At 71.3% G+C, this 26,701-nt stretch carries 24 protein-coding genes and 1 pseudogene; 18 read left to right on the forward strand and 7 right to left on the reverse strand.

The window, feature by feature from the left end; translation table 11 throughout:
- Positions 1–60: 60 nt before the first annotated feature.
- Positions 61–516 carry a hypothetical protein gene (locus tag ABZ354_RS14185; protein WP_358656434.1) on the forward strand — a complete coding sequence of 152 codons (456 nt, stop codon included), beginning with the start codon at positions 61–63 and terminating at the stop codon, positions 514–516.
- 154 nt (positions 517–670) lie between these two features.
- Here the strand turns inward: ABZ354_RS14185 and ABZ354_RS14190 are convergent, their stop codons facing one another.
- On the reverse strand, positions 671–2,353 hold the full coding sequence (locus ABZ354_RS14190) for a bifunctional 3'-5' exonuclease/DNA polymerase (RefSeq protein WP_358656436.1): 1,683 nt from the start codon (positions 2,351–2,353) through the stop codon (positions 671–673).
- Positions 2,354–2,436: 83 nt separating this feature from the next.
- Complete coding sequence (locus ABZ354_RS14195; protein WP_358656437.1) at positions 2,437–3,201, reverse strand: Clp protease N-terminal domain-containing protein; 765 nt, start codon at positions 3,199–3,201, stop codon at positions 2,437–2,439.
- Positions 3,202–3,500: 299 nt separating this feature from the next.
- On the opposite strand from ABZ354_RS14195, the gene ABZ354_RS14200 reads away from it, so the two are divergent.
- Positions 3,501–4,619 (forward strand): DUF2786 domain-containing protein, encoded by a 1,119-nt coding sequence (locus ABZ354_RS14200; RefSeq protein WP_358656439.1) that lies wholly within the window; start codon positions 3,501–3,503, stop codon positions 4,617–4,619.
- 340 nt (positions 4,620–4,959) lie between these two features.
- Here the strand turns inward: ABZ354_RS14200 and ABZ354_RS14205 are convergent, their stop codons facing one another.
- A complete protein-coding gene (locus ABZ354_RS14205; protein WP_358656441.1) occupies positions 4,960–5,493 on the reverse strand; it encodes a DUF4232 domain-containing protein in 534 nt (177 codons plus the stop codon).
- Positions 5,494–5,818: 325 nt separating this feature from the next.
- Entirely contained in the window at positions 5,819–6,283 is a 465-nt protein-coding gene (locus ABZ354_RS14210) for a hypothetical protein (RefSeq protein WP_358656443.1), read from the reverse strand.
- A 286-nt stretch (positions 6,284–6,569) separates the two neighbouring features.
- Here ABZ354_RS14210 and ABZ354_RS14215 point away from each other — a divergent pair, with 286 nt between their 5' ends.
- Both ABZ354_RS14215 and ABZ354_RS14220 read left to right on the forward strand, forming a co-directional pair.
- Positions 6,570–6,929, forward strand: coding sequence for a hypothetical protein (locus ABZ354_RS14215; RefSeq protein WP_358656592.1), 360 nt, complete (start codon positions 6,570–6,572; stop codon positions 6,927–6,929).
- Positions 6,930–7,336: 407 nt separating this feature from the next.
- Positions 7,337–7,606, forward strand: a complete 270-nt coding sequence (locus tag ABZ354_RS14220) for a DUF397 domain-containing protein (RefSeq protein ID WP_358656445.1) — start codon at positions 7,337–7,339, stop codon at positions 7,604–7,606.
- 179 nt (positions 7,607–7,785) lie between these two features.
- Here ABZ354_RS14220 and ABZ354_RS14225 read toward each other — a convergent pair whose 3' ends face one another.
- Positions 7,786–8,295 (reverse strand): ATP-binding protein, encoded by a 510-nt coding sequence (locus tag ABZ354_RS14225; RefSeq protein WP_358656447.1) that lies wholly within the window; start codon positions 8,293–8,295, stop codon positions 7,786–7,788.
- 367 nt (positions 8,296–8,662) lie between these two features.
- On the opposite strand from ABZ354_RS14225, the gene ABZ354_RS14230 reads away from it, so the two are divergent.
- From ABZ354_RS14230 to ABZ354_RS14265, 8 genes and pseudogenes are all read left to right on the forward strand, one after another.
- Positions 8,663–9,487 (forward strand): helix-turn-helix transcriptional regulator, encoded by an 825-nt coding sequence (locus tag ABZ354_RS14230; protein WP_358656580.1) that lies wholly within the window; start codon positions 8,663–8,665, stop codon positions 9,485–9,487.
- 87 nt (positions 9,488–9,574) lie between these two features.
- Positions 9,575–11,035: an aldehyde dehydrogenase family protein gene (locus ABZ354_RS14235; RefSeq protein WP_358656449.1), complete on the forward strand. Its 1,461-nt coding sequence runs from the start codon at positions 9,575–9,577 to the stop codon at positions 11,033–11,035.
- Positions 11,036–11,170: 135 nt separating this feature from the next.
- A complete protein-coding gene (locus ABZ354_RS14240; protein ID WP_358656451.1) occupies positions 11,171–11,719 on the forward strand; it encodes a DinB family protein in 549 nt (182 codons plus the stop codon).
- 39 nt (positions 11,720–11,758) lie between these two features.
- On the forward strand, positions 11,759–12,400 hold the full coding sequence (locus ABZ354_RS14245; RefSeq protein WP_358656453.1) for a PadR family transcriptional regulator: 642 nt from the start codon (positions 11,759–11,761) through the stop codon (positions 12,398–12,400).
- Positions 12,401–12,492: 92 nt separating this feature from the next.
- Entirely contained in the window at positions 12,493–13,458 is a 966-nt protein-coding gene (locus ABZ354_RS14250; RefSeq protein ID WP_358656455.1) for an ATP-binding cassette domain-containing protein, read from the forward strand.
- Positions 13,455–14,215: pseudogene (locus ABZ354_RS14255) on the forward strand (ABC transporter permease). The gene ABZ354_RS14250 and the pseudogene ABZ354_RS14255 overlap by 4 nt, the downstream one beginning before the upstream one ends.
- Positions 14,216–14,297: 82 nt before the next feature.
- The gene (locus ABZ354_RS14260) at positions 14,298–15,059 is read left to right on the forward strand and encodes a MerR family transcriptional regulator (RefSeq protein WP_358656457.1); all 762 of its coding nucleotides are present in this window, start codon (positions 14,298–14,300) and stop codon (positions 15,057–15,059) included.
- Positions 15,060–15,227: 168 nt separating this feature from the next.
- Entirely contained in the window at positions 15,228–16,292 is a 1,065-nt protein-coding gene (locus tag ABZ354_RS14265; protein ID WP_358656459.1) for a VTT domain-containing protein, read from the forward strand.
- A 60-nt stretch (positions 16,293–16,352) separates the two neighbouring features.
- Here the strand turns inward: ABZ354_RS14265 and ABZ354_RS14270 are convergent, their stop codons facing one another.
- Both ABZ354_RS14270 and ABZ354_RS14275 read right to left on the reverse strand, forming a co-directional pair.
- Entirely contained in the window at positions 16,353–18,053 is a 1,701-nt protein-coding gene (locus tag ABZ354_RS14270) for a threonine/serine exporter family protein (protein ID WP_358656461.1), read from the reverse strand.
- A gap of 218 nt (positions 18,054–18,271) precedes the next feature.
- Positions 18,272–18,763 carry an inorganic diphosphatase gene (locus ABZ354_RS14275; protein WP_358656581.1) on the reverse strand — a complete coding sequence of 164 codons (492 nt, stop codon included), beginning with the start codon at positions 18,761–18,763 and terminating at the stop codon, positions 18,272–18,274.
- 54 nt (positions 18,764–18,817) lie between these two features.
- Here ABZ354_RS14275 and dacB point away from each other — a divergent pair, with 54 nt between their 5' ends.
- From dacB to folE, 6 genes are all read left to right on the forward strand, one after another.
- A complete protein-coding gene (gene dacB, locus ABZ354_RS14280) occupies positions 18,818–20,422 on the forward strand; it encodes a D-alanyl-D-alanine carboxypeptidase/D-alanyl-D-alanine-endopeptidase (RefSeq protein ID WP_358656463.1) in 1,605 nt (534 codons plus the stop codon).
- Positions 20,423–20,523: 101 nt separating this feature from the next.
- Positions 20,524–21,645, forward strand: coding sequence for a zinc-dependent metalloprotease (locus ABZ354_RS14285; protein ID WP_358656465.1), 1,122 nt, complete (start codon positions 20,524–20,526; stop codon positions 21,643–21,645).
- A 191-nt stretch (positions 21,646–21,836) separates the two neighbouring features.
- Positions 21,837–22,943 (forward strand): tRNA lysidine(34) synthetase TilS, encoded by a 1,107-nt coding sequence (gene tilS / locus ABZ354_RS14290; RefSeq protein ID WP_358656467.1) that lies wholly within the window; start codon positions 21,837–21,839, stop codon positions 22,941–22,943.
- 63 nt (positions 22,944–23,006) lie between these two features.
- A complete protein-coding gene (gene hpt / locus ABZ354_RS14295; protein ID WP_358656583.1) occupies positions 23,007–23,567 on the forward strand; it encodes a hypoxanthine phosphoribosyltransferase in 561 nt (186 codons plus the stop codon).
- Between the two features lie 177 nt (positions 23,568–23,744).
- A complete protein-coding gene (ftsH, locus tag ABZ354_RS14300; RefSeq protein ID WP_358656469.1) occupies positions 23,745–25,784 on the forward strand; it encodes an ATP-dependent zinc metalloprotease FtsH in 2,040 nt (679 codons plus the stop codon).
- A 292-nt stretch (positions 25,785–26,076) separates the two neighbouring features.
- The gene (folE, locus tag ABZ354_RS14305; RefSeq protein WP_358656471.1) at positions 26,077–26,682 is read left to right on the forward strand and encodes a GTP cyclohydrolase I FolE; all 606 of its coding nucleotides are present in this window, start codon (positions 26,077–26,079) and stop codon (positions 26,680–26,682) included.
- Positions 26,683–26,701: the final 19 nt, after the last annotated feature.

The raw sequence follows: 26,701 nt of genomic DNA on the forward strand, positions 1-26,701 counted from the left end.
TTTCTTACCGGATGCGGCACGACCGATTCCGCGTCCTCAAGCAAGGAAAGTCGATCGAAGATGAACCTGCAAGAGGCCGCCGACAGAGCAGATGCGATCTTGGACGAGGCGTTTGCGGCCATCAAGCCTCCAGTTGAGTGGACGCACCTGTACTCCATGCCGGGCGACTGCTACGTGGACCGCGATCGTTCCGTCATGACGATTATCTCTGCCGAACGGCGCGGGAGCTTCCTCGGCGTGCTGGAACGCCACTGGAAGAGCAAGGGCTACAAACTGGTTGCCACGAGTCCGAACGGGTTGGCGGCCCACTTCAAGACACAGGACGGCTTCCAGCTCGAAGTCCTGATCGCACCCAATGGCCAGGCCCACCTGAGCGTCACCACCCCGTGTGTCGAGAAGTCCGATGTTGCTCAGCCGACCAGCAAGCCGAACGGCCCCGACTACTCGAAGCAGGAGTTGCCGGCACCGAACGTGAAGTCGACGTTCTGGTCGAGCAACGAGCCCCTCACCAGCTGACGCCCGTGTGTCCGGGAGCTGGATATCCCGCGTGACCCCTGGACAGCCGGGCTGTCCGAGGACTCTGGGGAAGCCCCAGGACTCACTCGCCGTGACCTGGGGCTTTTTCGTTTTTCGGGACGAATGCGGTGGGGATGACGGCGATGGTGAACGGTCATTTCGCGTCCGCGTAGCACCGCACGACCGCCGTCGTGAACGGGAAACGGACCGGGGTGTCGCCGAAGGTGAGGCGGCCGGCCAGGTGGGCCGCGTCGCGGATGGCGGCGGCGACGGTCTCGGCCTCGCTCTCCGGGCAGTGGACGATCACCTCGTCGTGCTGGAAGAAGACCAGTTCCGCCGAGAGCGACGCGCAGGTCCGGCGGAGCGCCGCGAGGAGCAGCAGGGTCCAGTCGGCGGCGCTGCCCTGGACGACGAAGTTGCGGGCGAAGCGGCCTCGGGCGCGGGCGTGGGTGGAGGTGTGGCCGGGGCCCCACTGCGGGGTGTCGGGCTCGTCCTCCGGGGCCGGGATGCCGGCCTCTTCCGCGGCGTCGGGGGTGCGGGCGACGGGCGGGCAGGTCCGGCCGAGCCAGGTCCGCACCAGCCGCCCCTCCTCGCCCGCCCGTGCCGCGTCGTCCACGTACGCCACCGCTTTGGGGAAGCGGCGTCGGAGCGCGGCGAGGTTCTTCAGGCCGTCGCCGGACGTCTGGCCGTAGACCGCGCCGAGCACGGCGAGCTTGGCCTGGGCGCGGTCGCCGGAGAAGGCGCGGTCCGACACCGACTGGTAGAGGTCGCTCTCGCGGGCCGCCACCTCCATCAACCCGGGGTCGCGGGAGATCGCGGCGAGCACGCGCGGCTCCATCTGGTCGGCGTCGGCGACGACGAGCCGCCAACCCGGGTCGGCGACGACGGCACGCCGGATCACCTTGGGGATCTGCAGGCCGCCCCCGCCGTTGGTGACCCAGCGGCCGGTGACCGTGCCGCCCGCGAGGAACTCCGGGCGGAACCGGCCGTCGCGCACCCAGTCCTGGAGCCAGGACCAGCCGTGGGCCACCCAGATCCGGTACAGCTTCTTGTACTCGACGAGCGGCTTCACGGCCGGGTGGTCGACCGACTCCAGCTCCCAGCGGCGGGTCGAGGTGACCATGATCCCGGCTCGCGCGAAGGCTTTGACGACGTCGGCGGGCAGGTCCGGCCGCACCCGCCGCCCGAACGCCGCCGAGACCTCGTCCGCCAGCTCGGCGAGCCGGCGCGGCTCGCCACCGCCCGCGTACCGCTCGCCCAGCAGCTCCCGCAGCAGCTCGCGGTGCACCTCGGCGCTCCACGGCAGCCCCGCGTGGTTCATCTCCGCGGCCACCAGCATCCCCGCGGACTCGGCGGCGGTCAGCAGCCGCATCCGGTCCGGGTGCTCGGCCCGGTCGTGCCGCCGCTGCTGGTCGGCGTACACCTCGACGAGGTCTCTCAGCGGCACGTGCGCGCCCTGCGGCTCGAACAGCGGGGACTGCGCGCCCGGTTCGGCGGACCGCTGGGGCGGATCGGGCGGTACGGGGCCGCCGCGCAGCCTGGCCAGCGCGGCGGCGGCCGACCGGGGCTCGCCGTACCGCCCCTCGTGGCCGAGCAGCAGGGTCTCGGCGTCCTCGACGTCGTAGCACCGCTCTGCCCGCACCCCCGCGGCGAGCAGGCGCGGATACACCTCGGCCGTCGAGCGCCACACCCAGCGTGTGACGTCCGGGCGGTCGCGGACGGCCGCCACGAGGTCCGGCTCGCGCAGCACCGGTCCGGCGGGCAGGCCGTCCGGACCGAGGGGGGCGAGCTCCGCGCCACTCCCCTCGGTCGGTACGAGCGCCCACCGGCCGGTCATGCTGCGAGTGTCGCAGGGGGGTCTGACAATCCCCCCGCGGAGCAGGTCGCCGCCTCCGCGTCCGCCCGCTCGGGACGGGCCGGTCAGGACGCGCCTGAGGCCGCTCCTTCCTCCCCCTCTCCCCGCTTCGCCGTCTTCAGGAACTGCGAGAGCAGCTCGGTGATGTGGTCCTCCACCGCCTGCTTGGTGACGCCGAGGCCGGCCAGGACGCCCTCGCCGTTCTCGTGCTCCAGCAGGGCCAGCAGGATGTGCTCGGTGCCGATGTAGTTGTGGCCGAGGCGCAGGGCCTCGCGGAACGTCAGCTCCAGGACCTTCTTGGCCGCGGAGCCGTACGGCACCAGCTCCGGAACCTCTTCGGCGGCCGGCGGGAGCGCGGCGGTCGCGGCCTCGCGGACCGACTCCAGGCTCACGCCCAGGGCGACGAGCGTCTTGGCGGCGAGTCCGTCGGGGTCGGCGAGCAGGCCGAGGACGAGGTGCTCGGGCACGCCCTCGGCGTTGCCCGCGGTCTTCGAGGCGTTGTGGGCGGCCATGACCGCCTCGCGGGCCCGGGGCGTGTAGCGGTTGAAGCCCTGGCTCGGGTCGAGGTCGGTGGACTCCTTCGGCACGAACCGCTTCTGCGCCGCCTGCCGCGTGACGCCCATGCTCTTGCCGATGTCCGTCCAGGACGCGCCCGAGCGGCGGGCCTGGTCGACGAAGTGGCCGATCAGGTGATCGGCCACCTCGCCGAGGTGGTCCGCGGCGATGACCGCGTCCTGGAGCTGTTCGAGGGGCTCGGTGTGGACCGTCTTGATGGCCGCGATCAGGTCGTCGAGCCGTACGGATGACGTGGTGGGAGAGTTCTTCGCCATGTGTCAACCTTAGGTTGACAGTCGCGGGACTGTCAACTGAAGGTTGACATGTGGACGGGCGTCGATGTCGCCTGCCGCCCGGCCGCCGCCGCTCCGACCGCCGCCCCAACGACTGCCCCGACGCCACCCGCCGCTGCCGTCATCGCCGCCGATCCCGCCCCGTCCGCTCCCGCCCCCGTCCACCACCGTCCGCCACTCCCGCCGCCTGCCGTCCCGCCGTACCCGCAGCTCCCCCCGGTTTCCCCCGGCGCCGTACCGCTCCGCCGTCACCCGCGCCGCCCACGTGGCACCATCGCCCGGTGAGTACCACCAGCACCGTCGAGCGTGCCCTGCGGTCCGCCCTGTACGACTCCGCCGACGCGTCCCTGGACGCCGCCGCGTCGCTGCTAGCAGCCGACCCGGGCGCCGATGCCGAACTCGCCCGGCGCGGCGAGGAGTTCGTGGCGTCGGCCTGGCGGCGCGGCTGGCAGCCCGCCGACGTCGTCCGTCTCGTGCGCCGTGAACTGGACGGCGCGCACGCGCGCGTGGTCGCGTCGCTGATCCGGGTGCAGGCCGGGCACGACCGCCCGCGCGGGCACCGCTGGGCCGCCCAGCTCGACGAGCTGACCACCGGGGCGCCGCCCCGCACCGACCGTTTCACGCACGCCACCACGGTGCTGGAGCTGTACCGGCTGCTGCTGCGCCTGCCCGACCTCGAACACCTGGACGATGTGCAGAGCCCGGAAAAATCGGCCGGGGCTCCAAAAGAGGCGTCCCGCATGCTCACCCGTATCCGCGCCCTGCTCGCCAAGGCCGAGGCCACCGGATACCCGGAGGAGGCGGAGGCGCTGAGCGCGAAGGCGCAGGAGCTGATGGCCCGGCACAGCATCGACGCCGCTCTGCTCGACTCGGGGGCGCCCTCACCGGACGCGCCGGGTGCCTGCCGGATCGGCGTGGAGCCGCCGTACGAGCAGGCCAAGGCGGTCCTGCTGGACGCGGTCGCCGACGCGAACCGTTGCCGTGCCGTGTGGAACGAGGCCTACGGCTTCTCGACGGTCGTCGGTTTCGCCGCCGACCTGGAGATCGTCGAACTCCTCCACACCTCACTGCTCGTGCAGGCCCAGACCGCGATGACCAGGGCGGAGGCCGCACAGCGGGCCGGCGGACGTAGACGGACCAAGACGTTCCGGCAGGCCTTTCTCGCCGCGTACGCCCATCGCGTCGGCACCCGCCTGCGGGCCGCGGCCGAGACGCAGGTGACCGACGATCTGCTGCCGGTCCTCGCCTCCCGCGAGGTCGCGGTCACCGGCCGGCTGGACAGCATGTTCCCGGCGACCACCACGACCCGGCTGCGCGGCGTGCGCGACGAGGCGGGCTGGACGGAGGGCGCGCGAGCGGCCGACCACGCCGAGGTCAGGCCCCGCCCGCACCTGCCCTGACCACGCCGCGGTCGGGTCAGGCTTCCATCTGCCCCGACCGACGGGCCCGGGACATCCCCGGGCCTGCCCTGATCGCGTCGACCAGGCCCCCACCTGCCCCGACTGCCGAGGTCGGCCCGCCCCCGCCCGCACCTGCGCCGCGACGCCGAGGTCGGGCCCCGCCCGCACCTGCCCCGACCACGCCCCGGTCGGACCAGGGCCCCACCTGCCCCGACCGCGCCGAGGTCGACCGCACCTGCCTCGACCGCGCCGAGGTCACACCCCGCCCGTCCCCGCGATGCCCGCCCGCCTCCCTTCACGTGGCTCCACGCCGAGCAGTAGACGCGCGCGTGCCGCCCGTTCAGTCCCCGGTCTGCTGGAAAGCGCTCACGGAGATGTCGTCGGCGCCCGTCCCGGCGAGCGGACCGTACGACCACGGGAAGCCCACGCCGCCGGATTCACCGGGCAGTGCGATCCTCAGCTTCTCGGCAGCGAGGACGCCCGCGGCATCCTCCTCGCCGCGCACATACGTGATCGTGAAGGACACGGACTGATGCTCGGCGAGCCTCAGTGGCTGCACCTTTGCGCCCTGCTGTGCCCGGACCTCGACGGACTCGTCGCCGGCCGAGACCTGGACGCCGGGCAGGCCGTCCAGGGTGCAGGGGCTGCCCTGGTTGGTGATGTCGACGGGGACGTTCCCGGTGTCGCCGGCGGCGGGAGCGGCGTTCGCGGGGCCGACGACGACACCGACGTCGCCGATCCGGCAGGCCGCGGCACCCCTGGCCGTGGCTGTCGCTTCGCCGCCCCGGCCCCCGTCCCCGTCGCCGCAGGCGGTCAGGAGAAGGGTCGCGGCGAGGGCGGAGGAGGCGGTGACGGCGATCGATGTGGTGCGCATGAGAGGCCCCGTGGTGTGCTCGGTCGTGGACGGTTCTCGTGGATCATCACGCACCGGCCGACGGCGGGACCGCCCGCCCCTACTGGAACACCGGCCCCCACCGAGCACCGGCCCTCACCGAGCACCGGCCCTCACCGAGCACCGGCCCTCACCGGGAACACCCGGCCCCACAGGAACGCCCCCATAGGAACGCCCTCGCAGGAACACCCCGCCGGGAACACCGGTCCCGCCGGGAACACCGGTCCCGCCGGGAACACCGGCCCCCTCCGGAACACCGGCCCTCACCGCCATACCCGCCCCGCGAAGCACCCGCCCGCCGCCCGCTCTACGACCCCAGCCCCGCCGTGGGCAGCCCGGTCGGCATCTTCCCGCCCTTGGACCTGGTGTAGGTCTCCTTGCCGAGGGTGCCCTCCCAGGTCACCGTCAGCGTCGAGCCGTTGACGGCGCCGACCGTGCCGTTGGCGCGGTCCTTGTTGCCGTCGGTGCACGTGAGCCGGATCGACCGGTCCTCGGCGGTGCCGCTGCACACGCTGCCGCCCGTCGTGAACAGCCCGGCCTCGCTGCCGTTGATCACCAGCGCGACGGCCTTCCCGTCGGTCGTGGCCAGCCAGCTGCCCTGCAGGCCGCCGCCGGCGGACGCGCCGTCACTCGCGTCGCCGCCGCCACCGCTGTCGGCCGGCGCGGACGCGGAAGGCGAGTCCGTGGCCTTGTCGGCGGCGTCGCCGCTGTCGCCGCACGCGGTCAGCGCGAACGCGCCGGCCAGCCCCGCGGCCGCCGCCACGACCCGCATGCGCCGGCGGGACCCGGTGCGCGAGGGAAGTGAGGGAAGTGAGGGAAGTGAGGGACGCGAGCGACGTGAGGGGCGTGCGGGGCGTGAGTTGCGCGAAAAGGTCGGCGAAGTCACCAGAACTCCCAAGCTGTAGCCGGTGCCCGGGCCGGGTCCCGCGTGACCTGCGGATCCGCGGATCCGCGGATCCGGCCCGGATCGAGCCCGTCGGCCCGGTGGCCGCAAGCTACCAGCCCCGCATCCCGCCTCCCGAGAACACCGAATGCGCCGAACGTAACGGATGTACTGGATGTATCGGAAGCACCGCCTGCACCGCCTGCACCGCCTGCACCGGCTGCACCGCCTGCACCGGCTGCACCGCCTGCACCGGCTGCACCGCCTGCACCGCCTGCACCGGCTGCACCGCCTGCACTGGCTGCACCGGCTGCACCGGCCACCCCCCCCGGATATGCCGTACACCTCGCGGCACATGCCGCCCATGCGCCTGCCACCGGAGCGCGGCCGGGGCCCGGTCGGCAGGCAGGGGGCGGACCTGGGCGGCAGCGCACTTCTGCTGGAGTCCTGTCTGCCGACCGACACCGGGTACGCCGCCGGGCGCCGCGCCTGGGAGGGACTGCCGTCCGTCTTCGACACCCTCCTGAAGGTCTGACCTGGCCATGCCCCGCACGAGCGGCCGCGAGCCCGCCCGCCCGGGACGGCACTGGGCGTACGCCGAACGCCGAGCCTGATTGAACGGGCGGGAGCCTCCCCGCGTGGTGAGGGGAGGAGGCTCCTGCTCTTCCGCCGTCGGCCGGGCTCCGGCCGGAGGATGCGGGGAAGAGGGAACAGGACGGCGGTGTCGCGCGTCTTTACTCCTGCGCAGGGATTCGAACCGGACGGCAGGGGCAGACGCAGCAAGACGAGGCCTGTCGCGGCTTCGGTAGGTGTAATCGCAGGATAACCCCGCGTGCACGTGCATATGCTCATGCAACTGCACTCGAAACACAGCTATGATCCGGATCAGTTGACCATTGCATCCTTGGCCTGACCAGCCAGTGCATTACCGGGGAGCGACCTGTGGACCACGACGTGCACGACGCCCACGACGCGTCGGGCGTGTACAACGGCATTGCCGCCACGCGACTGCACGGCGTGGCCTGGCAGAAGAGCCGGCACAGCAACTCGCAGGGCTCGTGCGTGGAGTTCGCGCAGCTGCCCGGAGGGGACGTGGCGGTGCGCAACTCCCGCTTCCCGGACGGCCCCGCGCTCGTCTACACGCGCGCGGAGATCGAGGCGATGCTGGCGGGCGTCAAGGACGGCGAGTTCGACCACCTCGTACGCGGCTGACCCCGGCCCGCCGAGACAGTGGCGTAACGGTTCTCTTCGTGCGTCGGCCGCTCTGCCCGCGCGCGTGCACGTGTGGGGACGGCGTCATTCCGCCCGGGTGTGTGTGTGCGTGCGGTGCCGCGAAGTACGCCACCGGTGCCGCGATCGGCCGGGCCCGGGCGCGTGCGCGTGATGTCGCGTCAGTCGACGGGAACGGGGCGCGGCAGGCGGAACAGGGCCCAGACCACCTTGCCGTCGAGGGGCCCGGCCAGCGGGTGCCAGCCCCAGCTGTCGCTGAAGGAGTCGACGAGGAACAGGCCGCGGCCGGACTCCGCCGAGAAGTCGTCCGAGGCGCGCGCCACCGGGCTGTCCATGCTGGGGTCGCGCACCGCGCACACCAGCCGCTCCGTCCAGCGCAGCAGGTGCAGTCGCACGGCGGCCGGGCGCTGCTCCGGCGTCCGCGCGGTGTCCGGCGGAAGGGCGTGCCGCAGGGCGTTGGTCACCAGCTCCGAGACCACCAGGCACACGTCGTCGAAGCACTCGTCGGCGTCCCACTGTTCGAGGGTCCGCTGGGTGAAGTGCCGTGCCTGGCGCACCGCTTCGTGGCGGGAGGGCAGGGCGCAGGAGGCGGCGTTGGACACGGCGGCGGGATCCAGCGGCGGAAGGCCCTGCCGTAACGGCTCGAGCATGGTCGATCCATTCGTCCCCATGCGAGGCACTCCCCCGGTAATTCGCGGTCGTGGCGATGCGGCGCGGTGGTGCGGGACCATGGTTTCGGATGGGCACAGCAGATGCAAGGGCAGATGCACGTGCACGCGACCGAAATGGGCCTGCACGTACCGCTTCTTGGGCAATTTTTCCGTCGTCTTCTGGGCTTCTTCGAGTCGGACACTGTCCGACTTGGCTCCCCTGTGTGCCCCGTCTGTCGCCTCTTGTGCTAATTCTTTGGCGCGATCCTGTTTAAGTAACCGGGCGAGTACTGCTCGAAGTGTTTTAGTGGCACACTTCGGCACCTGAAGACGGTTGGGGAGGCTGGCGAGGGTGAGCGCGGGTGAGCCGGGATCGGTGGTGCGGCGCATGCTGCTCGGATCACAACTCAGGCGACTGCGTGAAGCTCGGGGGATCACGCGTGAGGCGGCGGGCTACTCGATCCGGGCCTCCGAGTCGAAGATCAGCCGGATGGAGCTGGGCCGGGTGAGCTTCAAGACGAGGGACGTCGAAGACCTGCTGACGCTGTACGGCGTCACGGACGAGCAGGAGCGCTCGTCACTGGTGTCCCTCGCCAAGGAGGCCAATGTCGCGGGCTGGTGGCACAGCTACTCCCACGTGCTGCCCAACTGGTTCCCCACCTACGTCGGCCTGGAGGGCGCGGCCGCGTCGATCCGGGCGTACGAGGTGCAGTTCGTGCACGGCCTGCTGCAGACGGAGGAGTACGCGCGCGCGGTCGTGCGGCGCGGTATGAAGGGCGCGGACGACACCGACGTGGAGCGGCGCGTGGCGCTGCGCATGGAGCGGCAGAAGCGCCTGGTCGACGAGAGCGCGCCCGACTTCCACGTCGTCCTGGACGAGGCGGCCCTGCGCCGGCCCTACGGCGGCCGTGACGTGATGCGGGGCCAGTTGCAGCATTTGATCGAGATCTCCGAACGCCCCAACGTGCGCCTGCAGATCATGCCGTTCAGCTTCGGCGGGCACTCCGGCGAGAGCGGCGCGTTCACCATCCTCAGTTTCCCCGAGTCGGACCTCTCGGACCTCGTGTACCTGGAGCAGCTCACGAGCGCGCTGTACCTCGACAAGGCCGAGGACGTCGCGCAGTACAAGAATGCGCTCGAGGAATTGCAGCACGACAGTCCGACCCCGGCGGAGAGCCGCGACCTTCTCCGCGGACTCCTTCAACTCTCCTGAAACGACAGTACGATGGCGCGTGATCAGGCCATGAGTTGACCGGGTGTCGGCTTCGTCTGCTGCGGCAGCAAGGGATTGAGGTATCACATGTCGTCCTACTTCACCGACCTCGCTCGGCAGTACATCGACGGTGAATGGCGTACGGGTACCGGGTCCTGGGACATCATCGACTTCAATCCGTACGACAACGAGAAACTCGCCTCGATAACGATAGCCACCGTCGACGAGGTGGACGAGGCGTACCGGGCGGCGGCCCGTGCCCAGAAGAAATGGGCGAAGACCAATCCCTACGCCCGCCGGGCGGTGCTCGACAAGGCGCTGCAACTCATCGACGAGCGCGAGCAGGACATTTGCGAGGTCCTCGTCAGCGAGCTCGGCAGCGCGGTCGGCAAGGCGCATTTCGAAGTGCAGTCCGCCAAGGAGTTCGTGCGCGAGGCGAGCCAGGTCGCGCTGCGCCCCGAGTGCCGGATCGTGCCCTCGACGACCGACGGCAAGGAGAACCGCGTCTACCGCGTCCCGGTCGGCGTCGTCGGGGTGATCAGCCCGTTCAACGTGCCGTTCCTGCTGGCCCTCAAGGCGGTCGCCCCCGCGCTCGCGCTCGGCAACGCGGTGGTCCTCAAACCCCACCAGAACACCCCGATAGCCGGCGGCACGCTCCTCGCGAAGATCTTCGAGGACGCGGGCCTGCCGGCCGGTCTGCTCAACGTCGTCGTCTCGGACATCGCCGAGATCGGCGACGCCTTCATCGAACACCCGGTCCCGAAGGTCATCACGTTCACCGGCTCCGAGCGGATCGGCCGGCACATCGCCACCGTCTGCGGCAGGAACTTCAAGCGCACGGTGCTGGAAATGGGCGGCAACAGCGCCCTGGTGGTCCTCGACGACGCGGACGTCGACTACGCGGTCGACGCGGCGGTGTTCAGCCGGTACATGCACCAGGGGCAGGTCTGCATGGCCGCCAACCGCGTGCTGGTGGACCGTTCCGTCCTGGACGAGTTCACCGACAAGTTCGTCGCCAGGGTCAAGAACCTCAAGAGCGGCGACCCGCGCGACCCGCAGACCGTCATCGGCCCGGTGATCAACTCCTCGGAGGCCGACGCCGTCTCGGGTGTCGTCGAGCAGGCGGTCGCCGAGGGCGCCACGGCCCTGCTGCACGGCGCGACCACGGACAACCTGGTCGAGCCGTCCGTCCTCACCGGCGTCCCCGCCGATTCGCGGCTGCTCCAGGACCAGGTCTTCGGGCCGGTCGTCTTCCTCGTCCCGTTCGACGGAGAGGAGGAGGCGATCCGCATCGTCAACGACACCCGGTACGGGCTGAGCGGCGCCGTCCATACCGGTGACATCGAGCGCGGCGTGCGCTTCGCCCAGCAGATCGACACGGGCATGTTCCACGTGAACGACTCCACCGTGCAGGACGATCCGCTGGTGCCGTTCGGCGGCGAGAAGCACTCCGGGGTCGGCCGGATCAACGGCGAGGCCACGCTGGAGGCGTTCACGACGCTGAAGTGGATCTCGGTGCAGCACGGCCGCAGCGTGTTCCCCTTCTGACCGCTCCCGCCGCTTCTTCCTTTCGCGGGAATCCACGGCCGCCCCGCGCCTTGCGGACAGGATCCGTCCTCGATGCTCCGTAGCGTCGTCGGTATCGGGCAACAGCGTCCGACACCGACGAAAGGCAGGCCGGCCATGGTCACTCACGTTCCCGCCGAGGCACACGGCGACGAGCGGGGCGCGCTGCTCTCCTTCCTCGCCGAGCAGCGCGACGCGATCCGCCGGGCCGCACGGGGGCTGACCGACGAGCAGGCCGCGGCCACTCCCAGCGCGAGCGAGTTGTCGCTCGGCGGTCTGGTCAAGCACTGCGCGGAGGTCGAGCAGGGCTGGCTGGCCCGCGCCAGGGGCGAGGCACCGGCCGTCCACCGCGACCGGTCCAACTGGGACGAGTGCTTCAGGCTGATGGAGGGCGAGACCCTGCAGAGCCATCTCGCGTACTGGGAGGAGATCGCCGCGCAGACCGAGGCGTACGTCCGCTCGGTGCCCAGCCTCGACGACACGTTCGCGCTGCCGGACCAGCCCTGGTTCCCGCCCGAGGGCCGCGTCTCGGTGCGCTGGCTGGTGCTGCACCTGATCCGCGAGACGGCCCGGCACGCCGGCCACGCCGACATCGTCCGCGAGTCCCTGGACGGCAGAACGGCCTTCGAGCTGATCGCGGCGGAGCAGGGCACATCCTGGGGGTGACGCGCAAACGGCCCGGTCGCGCGCCCTAATGTGGACCGCATGTCAGCGATCCGTCTCCTCGTGCTCGGCGCGGTGCGCCAGCACGGGCGGGCCCACGGCTACCAGGTGCGCAACGACCTGGAGTACTGGGGCGCGCACGAGTGGTCCAACGCCAAGCCCGGCTCGATCTACCACGCCCTGAAGCAGATGGCGAAGCAGGGGCTGCTGCACGCGCACGAGATCGCGCCGTCCACCGCCGGCGGTCCGCCGCGCACCGAGTACGAGATCACGGCGGCGGGGCACGAGGAGTTCTTCACGCTGCTGCGCCAGGCCCTCGTCGCCCATGACGAGAAGACGGACGTGAAGTCCGCGGCGATCGGTTTCGTCGTGGACCTGCCGAGGGACGAGGCGGTGGCGCTCCTGAAGGAGCGGACGCGCCGCATCGAGGAGTGGCGCGCGTCCGTCACCGAGCACTACGTGCCCGAGGACGGTCCCGAGCAACTGGGCCACATCGGCGAGATCATGAACCTCTGGGTCCACACGGCCGACGCCGAGGCCGAGTGGGCCCGCGGGCTGATCGGCCGGATCGAGGGCGGGGCGTACACCTTCGCGGGGGAGGGCGAGCCGTTCGTCGGCGTGCTCCGGGAGGGTGAGGAGAACCCGTACGCGACGGGGGAGCGGCATCCCGGGGATGATCGCTGATCAAGTTTGACTAGCTGTGAGGTCGTCGCTATCTTCGGCGGACCAAGTAGTCAAGTTTGATTAATGCTTGGCTCCCGTGTGAAGGAGGACCTGTGGCCGACGCGGCGATCATCGTCGAAGGGGCACGCAAGAGGTACGGCGGCACAGGGGGGAAGGACGCGCTGGCCGGGCTCGACCTGCGCGTCGCGCGCGGCACGGTGCACGGCGTGCTGGGGCCCAACGGCGCGGGCAAGACGACCCTGGTCCGCGTCCTGGCCACGCTGCTGCGGCCCGACGCGGGCCGGGTCGAAGTGGCGGGACACGACGTCCTGGGCCAGGCCTACGCCGTACGCCTCAGGATCGGTCTGCTCGGTCAGCACGCCGCGCTCGACGAGGAGCTCGGCGGCCGGCAGAACCTGGAGCTGTTCGGCCGCCTCCACCACCTGGGCGCCCGCCACGCGCGCCTGCGCGCCGGTGAACTGCTGGAGCGCTTCGGCCTCACCGGCACCGGACGCAAACCCGTGCGGCAGTACAGCGGCGGCATGCGGCGCCGCCTCGACCTGGCCGCGTCCCTGATCACCGAACCGGAGGTGCTGTTCCTGGACGAACCCACCACCGGCCTCGACCCGCGCGGCCGGGCCGAGGTGTGGGCCGCGGTCCGCTCCCTGGTCGGCGGCGGTACGACGGTCCTGCTCACCACGCAGTACCTGGAGGAGGCCGACCAGCTCGCCGACCGCATCTCGCTCGTCGACGCCGGCCGGGTCGTCGCCGAGGGCAGCCCGGACGGCCTCAAGGCCCGCGTCGGCGGCGACCGCATCGACGTCGTCCTGCGCGACGCGGGGCAGCTCGACGCCGCCGTCCCCCTGCTGCCCGCGCCTGAGGGCGAGGTGCTGGTGGATGCCGACCGGCGGCTGCTCAGCGCCCCCGTCACCGACCGCATGAGCGCGCTCGCCGGTGTCGTACGCGCCCTGGACGAGGCCGGGATCGACGCCGAGGACATCGCGCTGCGCCGCCCGACACTGGACGAGGCGTTCCTGCGGCTGACCGGAAACGACGCGCACGCGGAGGAGACCGCATGACCACGCACGCCCTGACCGACTCCTGGACCATGACCCGCCGCGAGCTGGCCCGCTGGGCGCGGCAGCCGGTGCAGGTCCTGGTCGGCCTCGTCTTCCCCGTGATGCTGCTGCTGATGTTCGGCCACCTCGTCGGCGGCGGACGCGGCGTCGACGGCGACTACGTCGACTACCTGGTGCCCGGCATGCTCGCGCTGACCATGGCGTTCGGGCTGGAAGGGACCATGCTGGCGGTCACCCAGGACCTCACCAAGGGCGTGATCGACCGCTTCCGGTCCATGCCCATGACCAACGGGGCCGTCCTGTGGGCCGTGCGGCCGCCGACATGCTCCAGTCCGCGGTCGGGCTCATGGTGCTGATCGCCGTCGGGCACGCCATCGGCTGGCGCGCGCACGGCGGCCCCGCGGGCTTCCTGGGGGCCGTCGGCCTGCTCCTGCTCTTCCGGTTCGCGATGCTGTGGGCCGGCATCCACCTCGCGCTGGTGGCGGGCCGGCCGGAGATGGTGCAGGCCGTGCAGATCCTCGTATGGCCCGTCGGCTTCCTGTCCAACGCGTTCGCCGCGCCCGAGTCCATGCCCGGCTGGCTCGGCACGGCCGTCCAGTGGAACCCGATGTCACAGACGGCGACCGCCGTACGGGACCTGCTCGGCGGCCCCGGGGGAGAATCGGGGCACGTGTGGGCGGCGGTCGCCTGGCCGCTCGTCCTGCTGGCGGTGTTCCTCCCGTCGGCGGTGCGCCGCTTCGCCCGGCTGAACCGTTAGCCGCGCCGTGGCGAGCCTGCGGCTTGCACCTCACGCGGCGTGAGGGTTCAGCCTTGAGGGCGTCAACCCGAAAGGAGCGGAAGTGAGCCATTCGGTGGGCCAGGTGGCCGGATTCGCCGGTGTGACCGTGCGCACGCTGCACCACTACGACGACATCGGCCTGCTCGTCCCGAGCGAGCGCAGCCACGCGGGGCACCGGCGCTACAACGACGCCGACCTCGACCGGCTGCAGCAGATCCTGTTCTACCGCGAGCTCGGCTTCCCGCTCGACGAGGTCACCGCCCTGCTCGACGACCCGGCCGCGGACCCGCGCGCGCACCTGCGCCGCCAGCACGACCTGCTGACCGCCCGGATCGGGAAACTGCAGAAGATGGCGGCGGCCGTGGAGCACGCCATGGAGGCACGGAAGATGGGCATCGACCTCACGCCCGAGGAGAAGTTCGAGGTGTTCGGGGAGTTCGACCCGGACCGGTACGAGGACGAGGTGCGGGAACGCTGGGGCAACACCGAGGCGTACCGGCAGTCCCGCCGGCGGACCGCCTCGTACACCAAGGAGGACTGGAAACGCGCCACGGAGCGGTTCGACGCGCTTCACCACCGCATGGCCGACCTGATGACGGCCGGCACCCCGGCCGACTCGGAGGCGGCCATGGACACCGCCGAGGAGCACCGCCGTTTCATCTCGGGCACGTACTACGACTGCTCGCACGAGATGCACACCTGCCTCGGTGACATGTATGTGTCCGACCCGCGGTTCACCGCGACCTACGACGGGATCCGCCCCGGTCTCGCGGTGTATCTGAGGGACGCGATCGCCGCCAACGCCGCCCGGCGCACCGCGTGAGCTCCACGCCCCGGGCAGGTCCGCCCGGGGCGTGGACCAGCACGGCTTTGGCCCCGGCCGGGCACAGGGCATCCTGGGCAGTCCGTGGAACCTGGGCCACGACGGCTGCGTTGGTACTTTTGGGCAGCCAGCCCCAGCCCGAATCTCAGCAGCAGGAGCCACCTTCCCGTGACCACGCTTGCGCTCGGCCCCGAGTGGCTCAGCCCCGACTACCTGATCTCGACCTTCAGCCTCCCCGGCATCCTGCTGATCGTCTTCGCCGAGTCGGGTCTGTTCGCCTTCCTGCCCGGCGACTCGCTGCTGTTCACGGCGGGCCTCTTCGTGGCCCAGGGCGAGTACATCAGCCAGCCGCTGTGGCTGGTGTGCCTGCTGATCGTCCTCGCCGCCGTCATCGGCGACCAGGTGGGGTACATGATCGGGAAGTTCTTCGGCCCCAAGCTCTTCAACCGGCCCAACTCCAAGCTCTTCAAGCAGGAGAACCTGGACAAGGCCCACGAGTTCATGGAGAAGTACGGTCCCAAGGCCATCGTGCTGGCCCGCTTCGTGCCCATCGTGCGGACCTTCGGGCCGATCGTGGCGGGCGCCGGCCGCATGCAGTACCGCACCTTCCTCACGTACAACGTCATCGGCGGCGCCGCCTGGGGCTCGGGCGTCACCCTGGCGGGCTACTGGCTGGGCCAGATCGAGCTCATCCGGACGCACGTCGAGACGATCCTCGTCCTGATCGTCCTGCTCTCGGTCGTGCCGATCCTCATCGAGTACCTGCGTGAGCGCGGCAAGAACAAGCGCGCCGCCGCCGAGGCCCCGCCCACCGCCGCCCCGCACCGGGCCGACCGGCAGCCCCCGGTGATGGACGACGCCACGACCCAGCTCCGCGCGGTCCCCCCGGCCCACCAGGACCCGTACGCCCAGCAGGACCCGTACGGCCGCCAGGACCCGTATGCCCAGCAGGACTCCTACGGCCGGCAGGACCCGTACGGGCAGCAGCACCCGCAGCAGCAGCCCCACCAGCACCGGCCGCAGCAGCCCCAGCACCCGCAGCCCCAGCACCCGCAGCCCCAGCACCCGCACCCGTACGACCAGCAGTCCCACGGCCGCCCGTACGACGAGCAGCAGTACTACGGGCGGCAGCCCCAGGCCCAGCCCCAGCAGCAGCCGTACGCGCCCCCGTACCCGCAGGGGCAGGGCCAGGGCGGGCAGAACGGCCCGTACCCGTACAACGAGGGGTACTGAGCGGGGGCGCCGGGCGCCGGTGGTGACCGCGGGCCGGTGGCCGGTGGCGAGCAACCGGCGTCAGAATCCTCGGGTCCGTTTGGCGGCCCGCCGCTGGCCCGCCGAGCCGACCCGCAGGAACAGCCGGGAGATCTCCGACCCGAGGTTCACCCCGATCGCGATGGCCATGGCCAGCGCCACGGCCTTCGTGATCGACAGCAGCCCGGCGTCCAGCTTGTTCTGCGAGATCGCCAGCAGACCGAAGTACGTCGCGGAACCCGGCAGCAGCGGCCCGATCGCCGCCGTCGTGTACGGCAGCGCGGACGCGAAGCGATACCGGGACAGCAACTGCCCGAAGAGCCCCACCAGACCGGCCGCGACCGCCGTGGACGCCACCGGCGAGATATCGCCCGCGTAGTGCATCGCGCCGTACACGCACCACGCGACGCCGCCGTTGAGCGTCACCAGCAGGACCGTGGCCCGCTCCTGCTGCAGCAGCACCGCGAACGTCAGCGACAGCAGCATCGACGCGCCGATCTGCACCAGGGGCACCTCGTAGCTGCCCAGCCCGGCCTCGGGATTGAGCTCCGCGCCCAGCTTCACGCCGAAGTACAGCACCACCAGCACGCCGACGACGATGCCGACGAAGAAGTACATGACCTCCAGCAGCCGGGCCGCCGCGGTGATGTAGAAGCCGGTCAGACCGTCCTGCACGCCCGCCACCAGCGCCCGGCCGGGAAGCAGCGCGAACAGCCCACCGGTGATGACCGCGGACGCCTTGACGTCGACGTGCCCCACCGTCAGCGCGATGCCCATCGCGGCCGGCGGCATCGCGGCGACCGTGAACTGGTAGAACTCCGGGAGCCCGCGCCCCGCGCACAGCCACGCCAGCCGGTCGCCGAGCATCGCGCCGATCACCGCCGTGACGAACACGACCAGGTCACCGCCGACGAGCACCGAGGCCGCCCCCGCGAGCAGCCCGCTCGCCGAGGTCAGCACCCACGTCGGGTAGGGGTGCCGGTTGCGCCGTATCTCGGCCAGCCGCCCGTAGGCCTCCTCCAGGGAGATGTGGGTCTCCGCGTCGGACAGGTCGTCCACCAGCTGGTACACGGCGGCCAGCCGCGTGTAGTCGGTGCCCCGGCGGCGCACCGTGCGCGACGCCGTCACCGGGTCGTCCACCAGGGACGGCTGGTGCGAGATCGACAGCAGGGTGAACGTGACGGTCGGTTCGCAGCGGTCCAGGCCGTAGGAGCGGCACACGGCGAACATCGCCGCCTCCACGTCCTCCGCGCCCTCGCCGCCCGCCAGCAGCAGTTCCCCGATGCGCAGCGTCAGGTCGAGCACGCGTGGGACGGCCGGACCGGTCTCGTCCTCCTGCTTGTGCACCGGCTCCGGCGCGGGCCGCTCGGCGACCGGCATGCGCAGCATCGTGCGCATGCGGTCCTGCCACGGCACGTCCTTGGTGAGGGAGATGACCGGTATGCCGGTCGCGGGGGTGAAGGCGGGCGGGGCGGTGCGGGCGCTGTACGTGCGGGGCGTCGTGAACCCCGCGTTCCCCGGCTCGGCGTGCGCCTGCACGTCGAGCCCGTCCGGCAGGGCGAACTCGGAGGTCACCTCCGACTCCGAACCGACGGCGGTTGGGGCCGCCAGACCGTCCGGGAGCGCGAACTCCGACGACGTCGACGACTCACTGTCGACCGCTGACACCGCCAGCCCGGCCGGGGGCGTGAAGGCACTCCTGGCCTCGTCCGACTGCGGCTTGCGGTCCTCCTCGTCCGTCACTTGCGTAGCGCTCCCTGTACGACACCTCCGGTACGCCTCAGTATGCGCACACGTGGACGACGGGTATCACGCGCGTGCGAAAAGGAAACGCCGCACGCGTGCGAGTGCAGTACGGGAGACGGGGACCCGGCACGTGGTGCGACGGAGGCGGAGGGGAACGCGAAACGGGCCGCACGCGTGCGCGTGCGGCCCGTCCGGTGACAGGGGTGTCGGAAGGCTCAGTGGCCGCCCTGCTCCTTGAAGCGCTTGTACGACCGCTCGATCTCCGCCTCGGCGTCGGTGCGGCCCACCCAGTTGGCGCCCTCGACCGACTTGCCGGGCTCCAGGTCCTTGTAGACCTCGAAGAAGTGCTGGATCTCCAGGCGGTCGAACTCCGACACGTGGTGGATGTCGCGCAGGTGCTCCACACGCGGGTCGTGCGCCGGGACGCACAGCAGCTTGTCGTCGCCGCCCGCCTCGTCCGTCATCCGGAACATGCCGATCACGCGGCAGGTGATCAGGCAGCCCGGGAAGGTCGGCTCGTCCAGGATGACCAGGGCGTCCAGCGGGTCGCCGTCCTCGCCGAGGGTGTTCTCGACGAAGCCGTAGTCGGCCGGGTAGGCGGTCGAGGTGAAGAGGCGGCGGTCCAGGCGGATACGACCGGTCTCGTGGTCCACCTCGTACTTGTTCCGCGAACCCTTCGGAATCTCGATCGTGACGTCGAACTCCACCGGTGGCTCCTCCATGATCAGCACATAGGTCTGGTGATTAAGTGTCCCTCACGCATGTGTGTGCTTGCGAAAGGGGCTGGTGTCGTGCCAGAGCTGAGGCCTTGGCGATCCGCGAGGCCGCATGTGGCGCGCCTCGTGGGCGCCGTACGACCGCGTCTCGCCCGGGCCGCCGCAGCCGCCGGGCCGTGGGTCGCACGGCTGACGGAGGCCGCGGAACCGCAGCTCACGCGAGCCACGAGGACCTGGCAGTACACCGCGCTCGCCGCCACCGCCGGACTGGCGCTGGCCGTGGCTGCGGTGACCGCCGCCGGTCCCTGGGACTCATCGGGTCAGCGTACGGCCGAGCGGGACCGCGCGACCGCACGGGGGAGCACGGGTGGCGTAGATCACGGTGCCGGTTCCGCGGGGCGGGAACCGTCACCGGCACCCAGCGCCGCGTCCGTCCTGACCGGTCTGGGCTCCGGCACCCCCGGACACGCCGTGCCCGCCGCGCCCGGCGGCAAGGCGTTCGCGGACGTCCTGGGGCCGCTGCTGAAGGACCCCTCGCTCGGCCCGCGGCGCTCCGCCGCCGTCGTCGACATCAGCACCGGCAAGCGGCTGTACGCCGTCGCCGCTGGCACGGCGCTCACCCCCGCCTCCACCACGAAGATCGCCACCGCCGTCGCGGCGCTCTCCGCGCTGGGCCCCGACCACCGCCTCACCACCCGTACCGCCCTCGAAACCGGCACGAAGGAACTCGTCCTCGTCGGCGGCGGCGACCCCACCCTCACCGCCCGCGCCGAGGCCGACGGCAACGCGAGCCTGCGCACCCTCGCCGACCGGACCGCCGCCGCCCTGAGGAAACGCGGCCTGCGCAAGGTGACCCTGTCCTACGACACGACCCTGTACGCGGGCCGCGCCCTGCACCCGATCGGCGTCAACGACAACCTCGCCGCCGTGACCGCCCTGATGGCCGACGAGGCCCGTACGAACGACTCGGTCCGTGGCCCCGTGCCCCGCGTGCCCGACCCGGCGGCGGACGCCGCCCGGCGCTTCGGCGACTTCCTGCAGGACCACGGCATCACGACCTCGGCACCCGGCCCCTCCGAGGCCACCGGCCACGCCGACGCCCTCGCCGCCGTCTCCTCGCCCCCGCTCGCCTCCCTGGTCGAACGGATGCTGACCAACAGCGACAACGACATCGCCGAGGCCCTCGCCCGGCACACCGCCGTCGCGACCGGCAAGCGCGCCGACCTCGCGGGCGCCGGCGCCGCGATCAGGAGCCGCCTCGACCGGCTCGGCCTGCCCGTCTCCGGCGCCCGCATCAAGGACGGCAGCGGTCTCGACCGCACCGGCCACCTCACCGCAGACCTGCTCACCGCCCTCCTCGTCACGGCGGCCGACCCCGGCCACCCCGAGCTGCGACCGACCCTCACCGGCCTCCCCGTCGCCGGCTTCACCGGCACCCTGAGCAGCCGCTACGCGGATGGCGCGGCGGGCCTCGTCCGCGCCAAGACGGGCACGCTGACCGGCGTCAACACCCTGGCGGGCACCGTGGTCGCGCACGACGGCCGGATCCTCGCCTTCGCCTTCCTGACCACGGGCACGAAGAACCCGGGCGCCGCCCAGGCGGCACTGGACCGGGCGGCGACGGCACTGGCGTCCTGCGGCTGCCGCTGAGTACGTCCGTCCGGCGGGGTGCGAGCCGGCGGGGAGCGGCGGGGCGGTGCCCGTCATCGCGCCGCCTCCCCCCAGGGGGGCCGCTCACGTACGGTTGACGCATGACGAGCATCCGTGGTGCGGAGATGGTCGACTGGAACCTCGCGGTGGCGACCGCGACCCGGCTCGTGCGGCCGGGCCCGGAAGTCAGCCGCGACGAGGCGAGGGCCGTCGTCGCGGAACTGCGCCGGCACGCCAAGTCCTCGGAGGAACACGTCCGGGGCTTCACCCGGATGGGCACCGAGAACATCCACGACACCCCCGTCCTCGTCGTCGACCGGCCCGGCTGGGTCCGGGCGAACGTCGCCGGTTTCCGGGAGCTGCTCAAGCCCCTCCTCGACAAGATGCAGGAGCGGCGCGGCGCCGGCCCCGGCAACGCGGTCCTCGGCGCCGTCGGCGGCAAGGTCACCGGAGTCGAACTCGGCATGCTGCTGTCGTTCCTGTCCTCCCGCGTCCTCGGCCAGTACGAGACGTTCGCCCCGCCCGCCCGCGAACTGCCCGGCGGCGGGAGCGGGCCCGGACGGCTGCTGCTGGTCGCCCCCAACATCGTGCACGTCGAGCGTGAACTCGACGTGCGGCCCCACGACTTCCGGCTCTGGGTCTGCCTGCACGAGGAGACCCACCGCACGCAGTTCTCGTCCGTACCGTGGCTGCGCGACCACCTCGAGGGCGAAATCCAGTCGTTTTTGCGCGAGACCGACGTCGATCCGATGACCGTCCTGGAGCGCGTCCGCGAAGCCGCGCAGAGCCTCGCCGGCGGTCGGCCCGAGGGCGAGGAGGACGAGGGACGGTCCCTGGTCGAGATCGTGCAGACCCCGGCACAGCGTGAGATCCTGGGCCGCCTCACCGCCGTCATGTCGCTGCTCGAAGGCCATGCGGACTTCGTCATGGACGGCGTGGGGCCCCAGGTCGTGCCGACCGTCGCGGAGATCCGCGAGAAGTTCCAGCAGCGCCGCGCCAAGGGTGCCTCGCGGCTGGATCTGGCCCTGCGCAAGCTGCTCGGTCTGGACGCGAAACTCCGGCAGTACCGCGACGGCGAACGCTTCGTACGGGCCGTCGTCGGCCAGGTCGGTATGGACGGCTTCAACCGCGTGTGGACGTCCCCGAACACCCTGCCCACCAAGGCGGAGATCGCCAAACCGGCGGACTGGGTCGCGCGGATGCACGGCGGGCCCGAAGTGTGAACGCCGTGGAGTGGTAGCGCAAAGAAACCGGCCGACGGCAGGCGAACGCCCCTTCAATCACCCGTCCGAGGGACCGTGAGCGAAGGGTAGGCGTGCAATGCTCGGGGAACGGCCCGGTTCTGTCACCATCTACACACTCTGAGTGACCGAACTCGGATCCACCCCCGATAACTTCATGAAGGGAACCGGACATGGGTCCCCATCCTGCGGTCGCGGCGATACGCCTGGCGGTCCGCCGCGTGCTCCACGACATCCTGACCGAACACCACCGCACCCTCACCGACGACACCACCGCCGGCACCGGCACCAAGGCCGGCACCGGCACCGCGGCCGGTCTCCGCACCACGGCCGCCGCCACCGCCACCGCGACGCACGAGCGGCCCCCCGCCCCGCTCGTCCTCGTCGCCTGCTCCGGCGGAGCCGACTCCATGGCGCTCGCCTCCGCCCTGGCCTTCGAAGCCCCCAGACTCGGCATCCGCGCCGGCGGCGTCACCGTCGACCACGGCCTGCAGCCGGGCTCCGGCCTGCGCGCCGACGAAGTCACCCTGCGTCTGCGCGACCTCGGCCTCGAACCCGTCGAGGCCGTCGCCGTCACCGTCGGCCGCGAAGGCGGCCCCGAAGCAGCCGCCCGCGACGCCCGCTACGCCGCCCTCGACGCCACCGCCGAGCGCCACGGCGCCGCCGCCGTCCTCCTCGGCCACACCCGCGACGACCAGGCCGAGACCGTCCTGCTCGGCCTCGCCCGCGGCTCCGGCATCCGCTCCCTGTCCGGCATGGCCGCGGTCTCGGGGGCGGACGGCCGCTACCGGCGCCCCTTCCTCGAACTCGACCGGCAGACCGCCCGCAAGGCCTGCATGGTCCAGTCCCTGCCCGTCTGGGACGACCCGCACAACGCCGACCCCGCCTACACCCGCTCCCGCCTCCGCCACGAAGGCCTGCCCGCCCTGGAGAAGGCCCTCGGCAAGGGCGTCGTGGAGGCCCTCGCCCGTACGGCCCAGCTCTCCCGCGACGACGCCGACGCCCTCGACAGCTGGGCCCGTCAGGCTGACGCCTCCGTACGGGACGCCGCCGGCCGCCTGGAGTGCGCCAAGCTCTACGCCCTGCCGCCCGCCGTGCGCCGCCGGATCCTGCGCCGCGCCGCCATCGACGCGGGCGCGCCGGCCGGATCGCTGTTCGCCCGGCACATCGAGGAAGTCGACCGGCTGATCACCGGCTGGCGCGGTCAGGGAGTCATCAACCTCCCCGGCAAGGTCGTCGCGCAGCGGCAGGGTGGCAGACTGGTGATTCGGCAAGGCTGAATCCGGATCCTCCAGCACCTCACCGGGGGGACGGCCAGCCGGTGGGACGACCGACCGAAAGTGATGCGGGTGGACGCGAACGACATGGGTGCCGACCTCAAGCAGGTACTCATCACCAAGGAAGAGATCGACGCGAAGCTGGCCGAGCTGGCCGCGAAGATCGACGCGGAATACGCGGGCAAGGACCTGCTCATCGTCGGCGTCCTCAAGGGCGCGGTGATGGTCATGGCCGACCTCGCCCGAGCGCTGTCCACCCCCGTCACGATGGACTGGATGGCCGTCTCGTCCTACGGGGCGGGCACCCAGTCCTCCGGTGTGGTGCGGATCCTCAAGGACCTCGACACCGACATCAAGGGCCGGCACGTGGTGATCGTCGAGGACATCATCGACTCCGGCCTGACCCTGTCCTGGCTGCTCTCCAACCTCGGCTCGCGCGAGCCCGCGTCCCTGAAGGTGTGCACGCTGCTGCGCAAGCCCGAGGCCGCGAAGGTCGCCATCGACGTCGAGTGGGTCGGCTTCGACATCCCCAACGAGTTCGTCGTGGGCTACGGCCTCGACTACGCCGAGAAATACCGCAACCTGCCGTTCGTCGGTACGCTCGCGCCCCACGTCTACGGCGGCTGAGCCACAGGTTCGGCCCCCGTACCGGGAACCCCGGCGGCCCTCGCGCCGTTGGAGCAGGAAGACGGGTGCACCAGCCTGCCCGTGCGGCTTCGGCCGCCGAGGCTGGGGTACCGTCAGAAGAACTGTCTTATCAAACTCACTGTGGCAGGAGGGACGGGGCGGCATCGCTCCGTATGGATGGACGTGAAGCGATACTTCCGTGGGCCGGTCATGTGGATCGTGCTGGCCGTCCTTGCCGTGGTCGTGTTGATGCAGGTCGTCGGCTCGTCCGGTGGCTACAAGACGGTGGACACCGGCCAGGTCGTCCAGGCGATCAATGACAACAAGGTCGAGTCGGCCAAGCTGACCACCGGCGACGAGCAGACCATCAAGGTCCAGCTCAAGGACGGCGTCAAGGTCAAGGACAGCTCGAAGATCCAGGCGAGCTACATCGGCGACCAGGGCGTCGACATCGCCAACACACTGCAGAACAAGTTCCAGGAAAAGCAGATCCCGGACGGCTACACGGTCTCGCCGTCGAAGCAGAACCCGTTCGTCGGCATCCTGCTGTCCCTGCTTCCCTTCGTCCTCATCGTCGTCGTCTTCCTGTTCCTGATGAATCAGATGCAGGGCGGCGGCTCCCGGGTGATGAACTTCGGGAAGTCGAAGGCCAAGCTCATCACCAAGGACACCCCGAAGACGACGTTCACCGACGTCGCGGGCGCCGACGAGGCCGTCGAGGAACTGCACGAGATCAAGGAGTTCCTCCAGGAGCCCGCCAAGTTCCAGGCCGTCGGCGCCAAGATTCCCAAGGGCGTCCTGCTCTACGGCCCGCCCGGCACCGGCAAGACCCTGCTCGCGCGTGCCGTCGCGGGCGAGGCCGGCGTTCCGTTCTACTCGATCTCCGGCTCCGACTTCGTCGAGATGTTCGTCGGTGTCGGTGCCTCCCGGGTCCGTGACCTGTTCGAGCAGGCCAAGGCCAACGCCCCCGCGATCGTCTTCGTGGACGAGATCGACGCGGTCGGCCGCCATCGCGGTGCCGGCCTCGGCGGCGGACACGACGAGCGCGAGCAGACGCTGAACCAGCTGCTGGTCGAGATGGACGGCTTCGACGTCAAGGGCGGCGTGATCCTCATCGCCGCGACGAACCGCCCGGACATCCTGGACCCGGCGCTGCTGCGTCCCGGCCGCTTCGACCGCCAGATCGCCGTGGACCGGCCCGACATGCAGGGCCGTCTGGAGATCCTCAAGGTCCACCAGAAGGGCAAGCCGGTCGCGCCCGACGTCGACCTCGCGGCCGTGGCCCGCCGCACGCCCGGCATGACGGGCGCCGACCTGGCCAACGTCCTGAACGAGGCCGCGCTGCTGACGGCCCGCAGCGACCAGAAGCTGGTCGACAACCACATGCTGGACGAGGCGATCGACCGCGTCGTGGCCGGCCCGCAGAAGCGGACCCGGATCATGTCGGACAAGGAGAAGAAGATCACCGCGTACCACGAGGGCGGACACGCCCTGGTCGCGGCGGCCTCACCGAACTCCGACCCGGTCCACAAGATCACCATCCTGTCGCGGGGCCGCGCCCTCGGCTACACGATGGTGCTCCCGGACGAGGACAAGTACTCGACCACGCGCAACGAGATGCTCGACCAGCTCGCCTACATGCTGGGTGGCCGGGCCGCCGAGGAACTGGTCTTCCACGACCCGACCACCGGCGCGGCCAACGACATCGAGAAGGCCACCGGTCTGGCCCGCGCGATGGTCACGCAGTACGGCATGACCGAGCGGCTCGGTGCGATCAAGTTCGGCGGCGACAACACCGAGCCCTTCCTCGGGCGCGAGATGTCCCACCAGCGCGACTACTCGGAAGAGGTCGCCGCGCTGGTCGACGAAGAGGTCAAGAAGCTCATCGAGACCGCGCACAACGAGGCGTGGGAGATCCTGGTCGAGAACCGCGACGTGCTCGACAACCTGGTCCTGGCCCTCCTGGAGAAGGAGACGCTGGGCAAGCAGGAGATCGCCGAGATCTTCGCGCAGATCGTCAAGCGCCCGCCGCGGCCCGCCTGGACCGGCTCCTCGCGTCGTACGCCGTCCACCCGCCCGCCGGTGCTCTCCCCCAAGGAGCTCGCGCTGACGAACGGTGCCAACGGCGCGACGGCGGCGATCTCCACCGTCAAGAGCACGGCTGCGGAGTCCGCTCCGCCCGCCGAGCACGCACCGGAGGAACGCCCCGAGGGCTGACCCCTGGTGGAGCTGTGGTTCGTAGCTGTGTGAAAGCCCTCCCCGGCCACCGGGGAGGGCTTTCGCTTGGACGGTTTTCGCCGTCGCCGGACTGCGTGGGCCGGTCGGATCACCCGGGGCGGGGCGCTCCGGGAGGGGGCGTCACGGCGCGTGTTCCCCTGCCGCGCAGGGCGCATGGACTGTCGCGAGGGTTACGGATCGTAGGGTTTCTCCTCGTGCTCCTCAGGTCCTAGCCTGGGGGCGCGGCATTTCCGCATGTCCGCAGGCAAGAGACACAGGAACGAGGCACGAGATGACCGACCCCGTGACGCTGGACGGCGAGCGCCCGATCGGCGAGTTCGACGAGAAGCGGGCCGCGGACGCCGTACGCGAACTGCTGATCGCGGTCGGTGAGGACCCGGACCGTGAGGGCCTCAAGGACACGCCGGTACGGGTGGCACGGGCCTACCGCGAGCTGCTCGCGGGGTTGCGGCAGGAGCCGGAGGACGTGCTGACGACGACCTTCGACCTGGGGCACGACGAGATGGTCCTGGTGAAGGACATCGAGATCGTCAGCCTCTGCGAGCATCACCTGCTGCCGTTCCACGGCGTAGCGCACGTCGGGTACATCCCTGCCGAAACCGGCAAAATCACCGGTCTGTCGAAGCTGGCGCGTCTTGTCGAGGTGTTCGCACGGCGTCCGCAGGTGCAGGAACGACTCACCACTCAGATAGCCGACTCCCTCATGCGGATCCTGGAGGCGCGGGGCGCGATCGTCGTCCTCGAGGCCGAGCACATGTGCATGTCGGTGCGGGGCATCCGTAAGCCCGGTGCCAAGACCACGACGTCGGCCGTGCGCGGGCAGCTGCGGGATGCCACGACCCGTGCCGAGGCGATGAGCCTGATACTGGCGCGCTGACCGGGGCCCGACCGCGGGG

This window comes from Streptomyces sp. NPDC005925 (assembly GCF_040638805.1).
Lineage (GTDB): Bacteria > Actinomycetota > Actinomycetes > Streptomycetales > Streptomycetaceae > Streptomyces.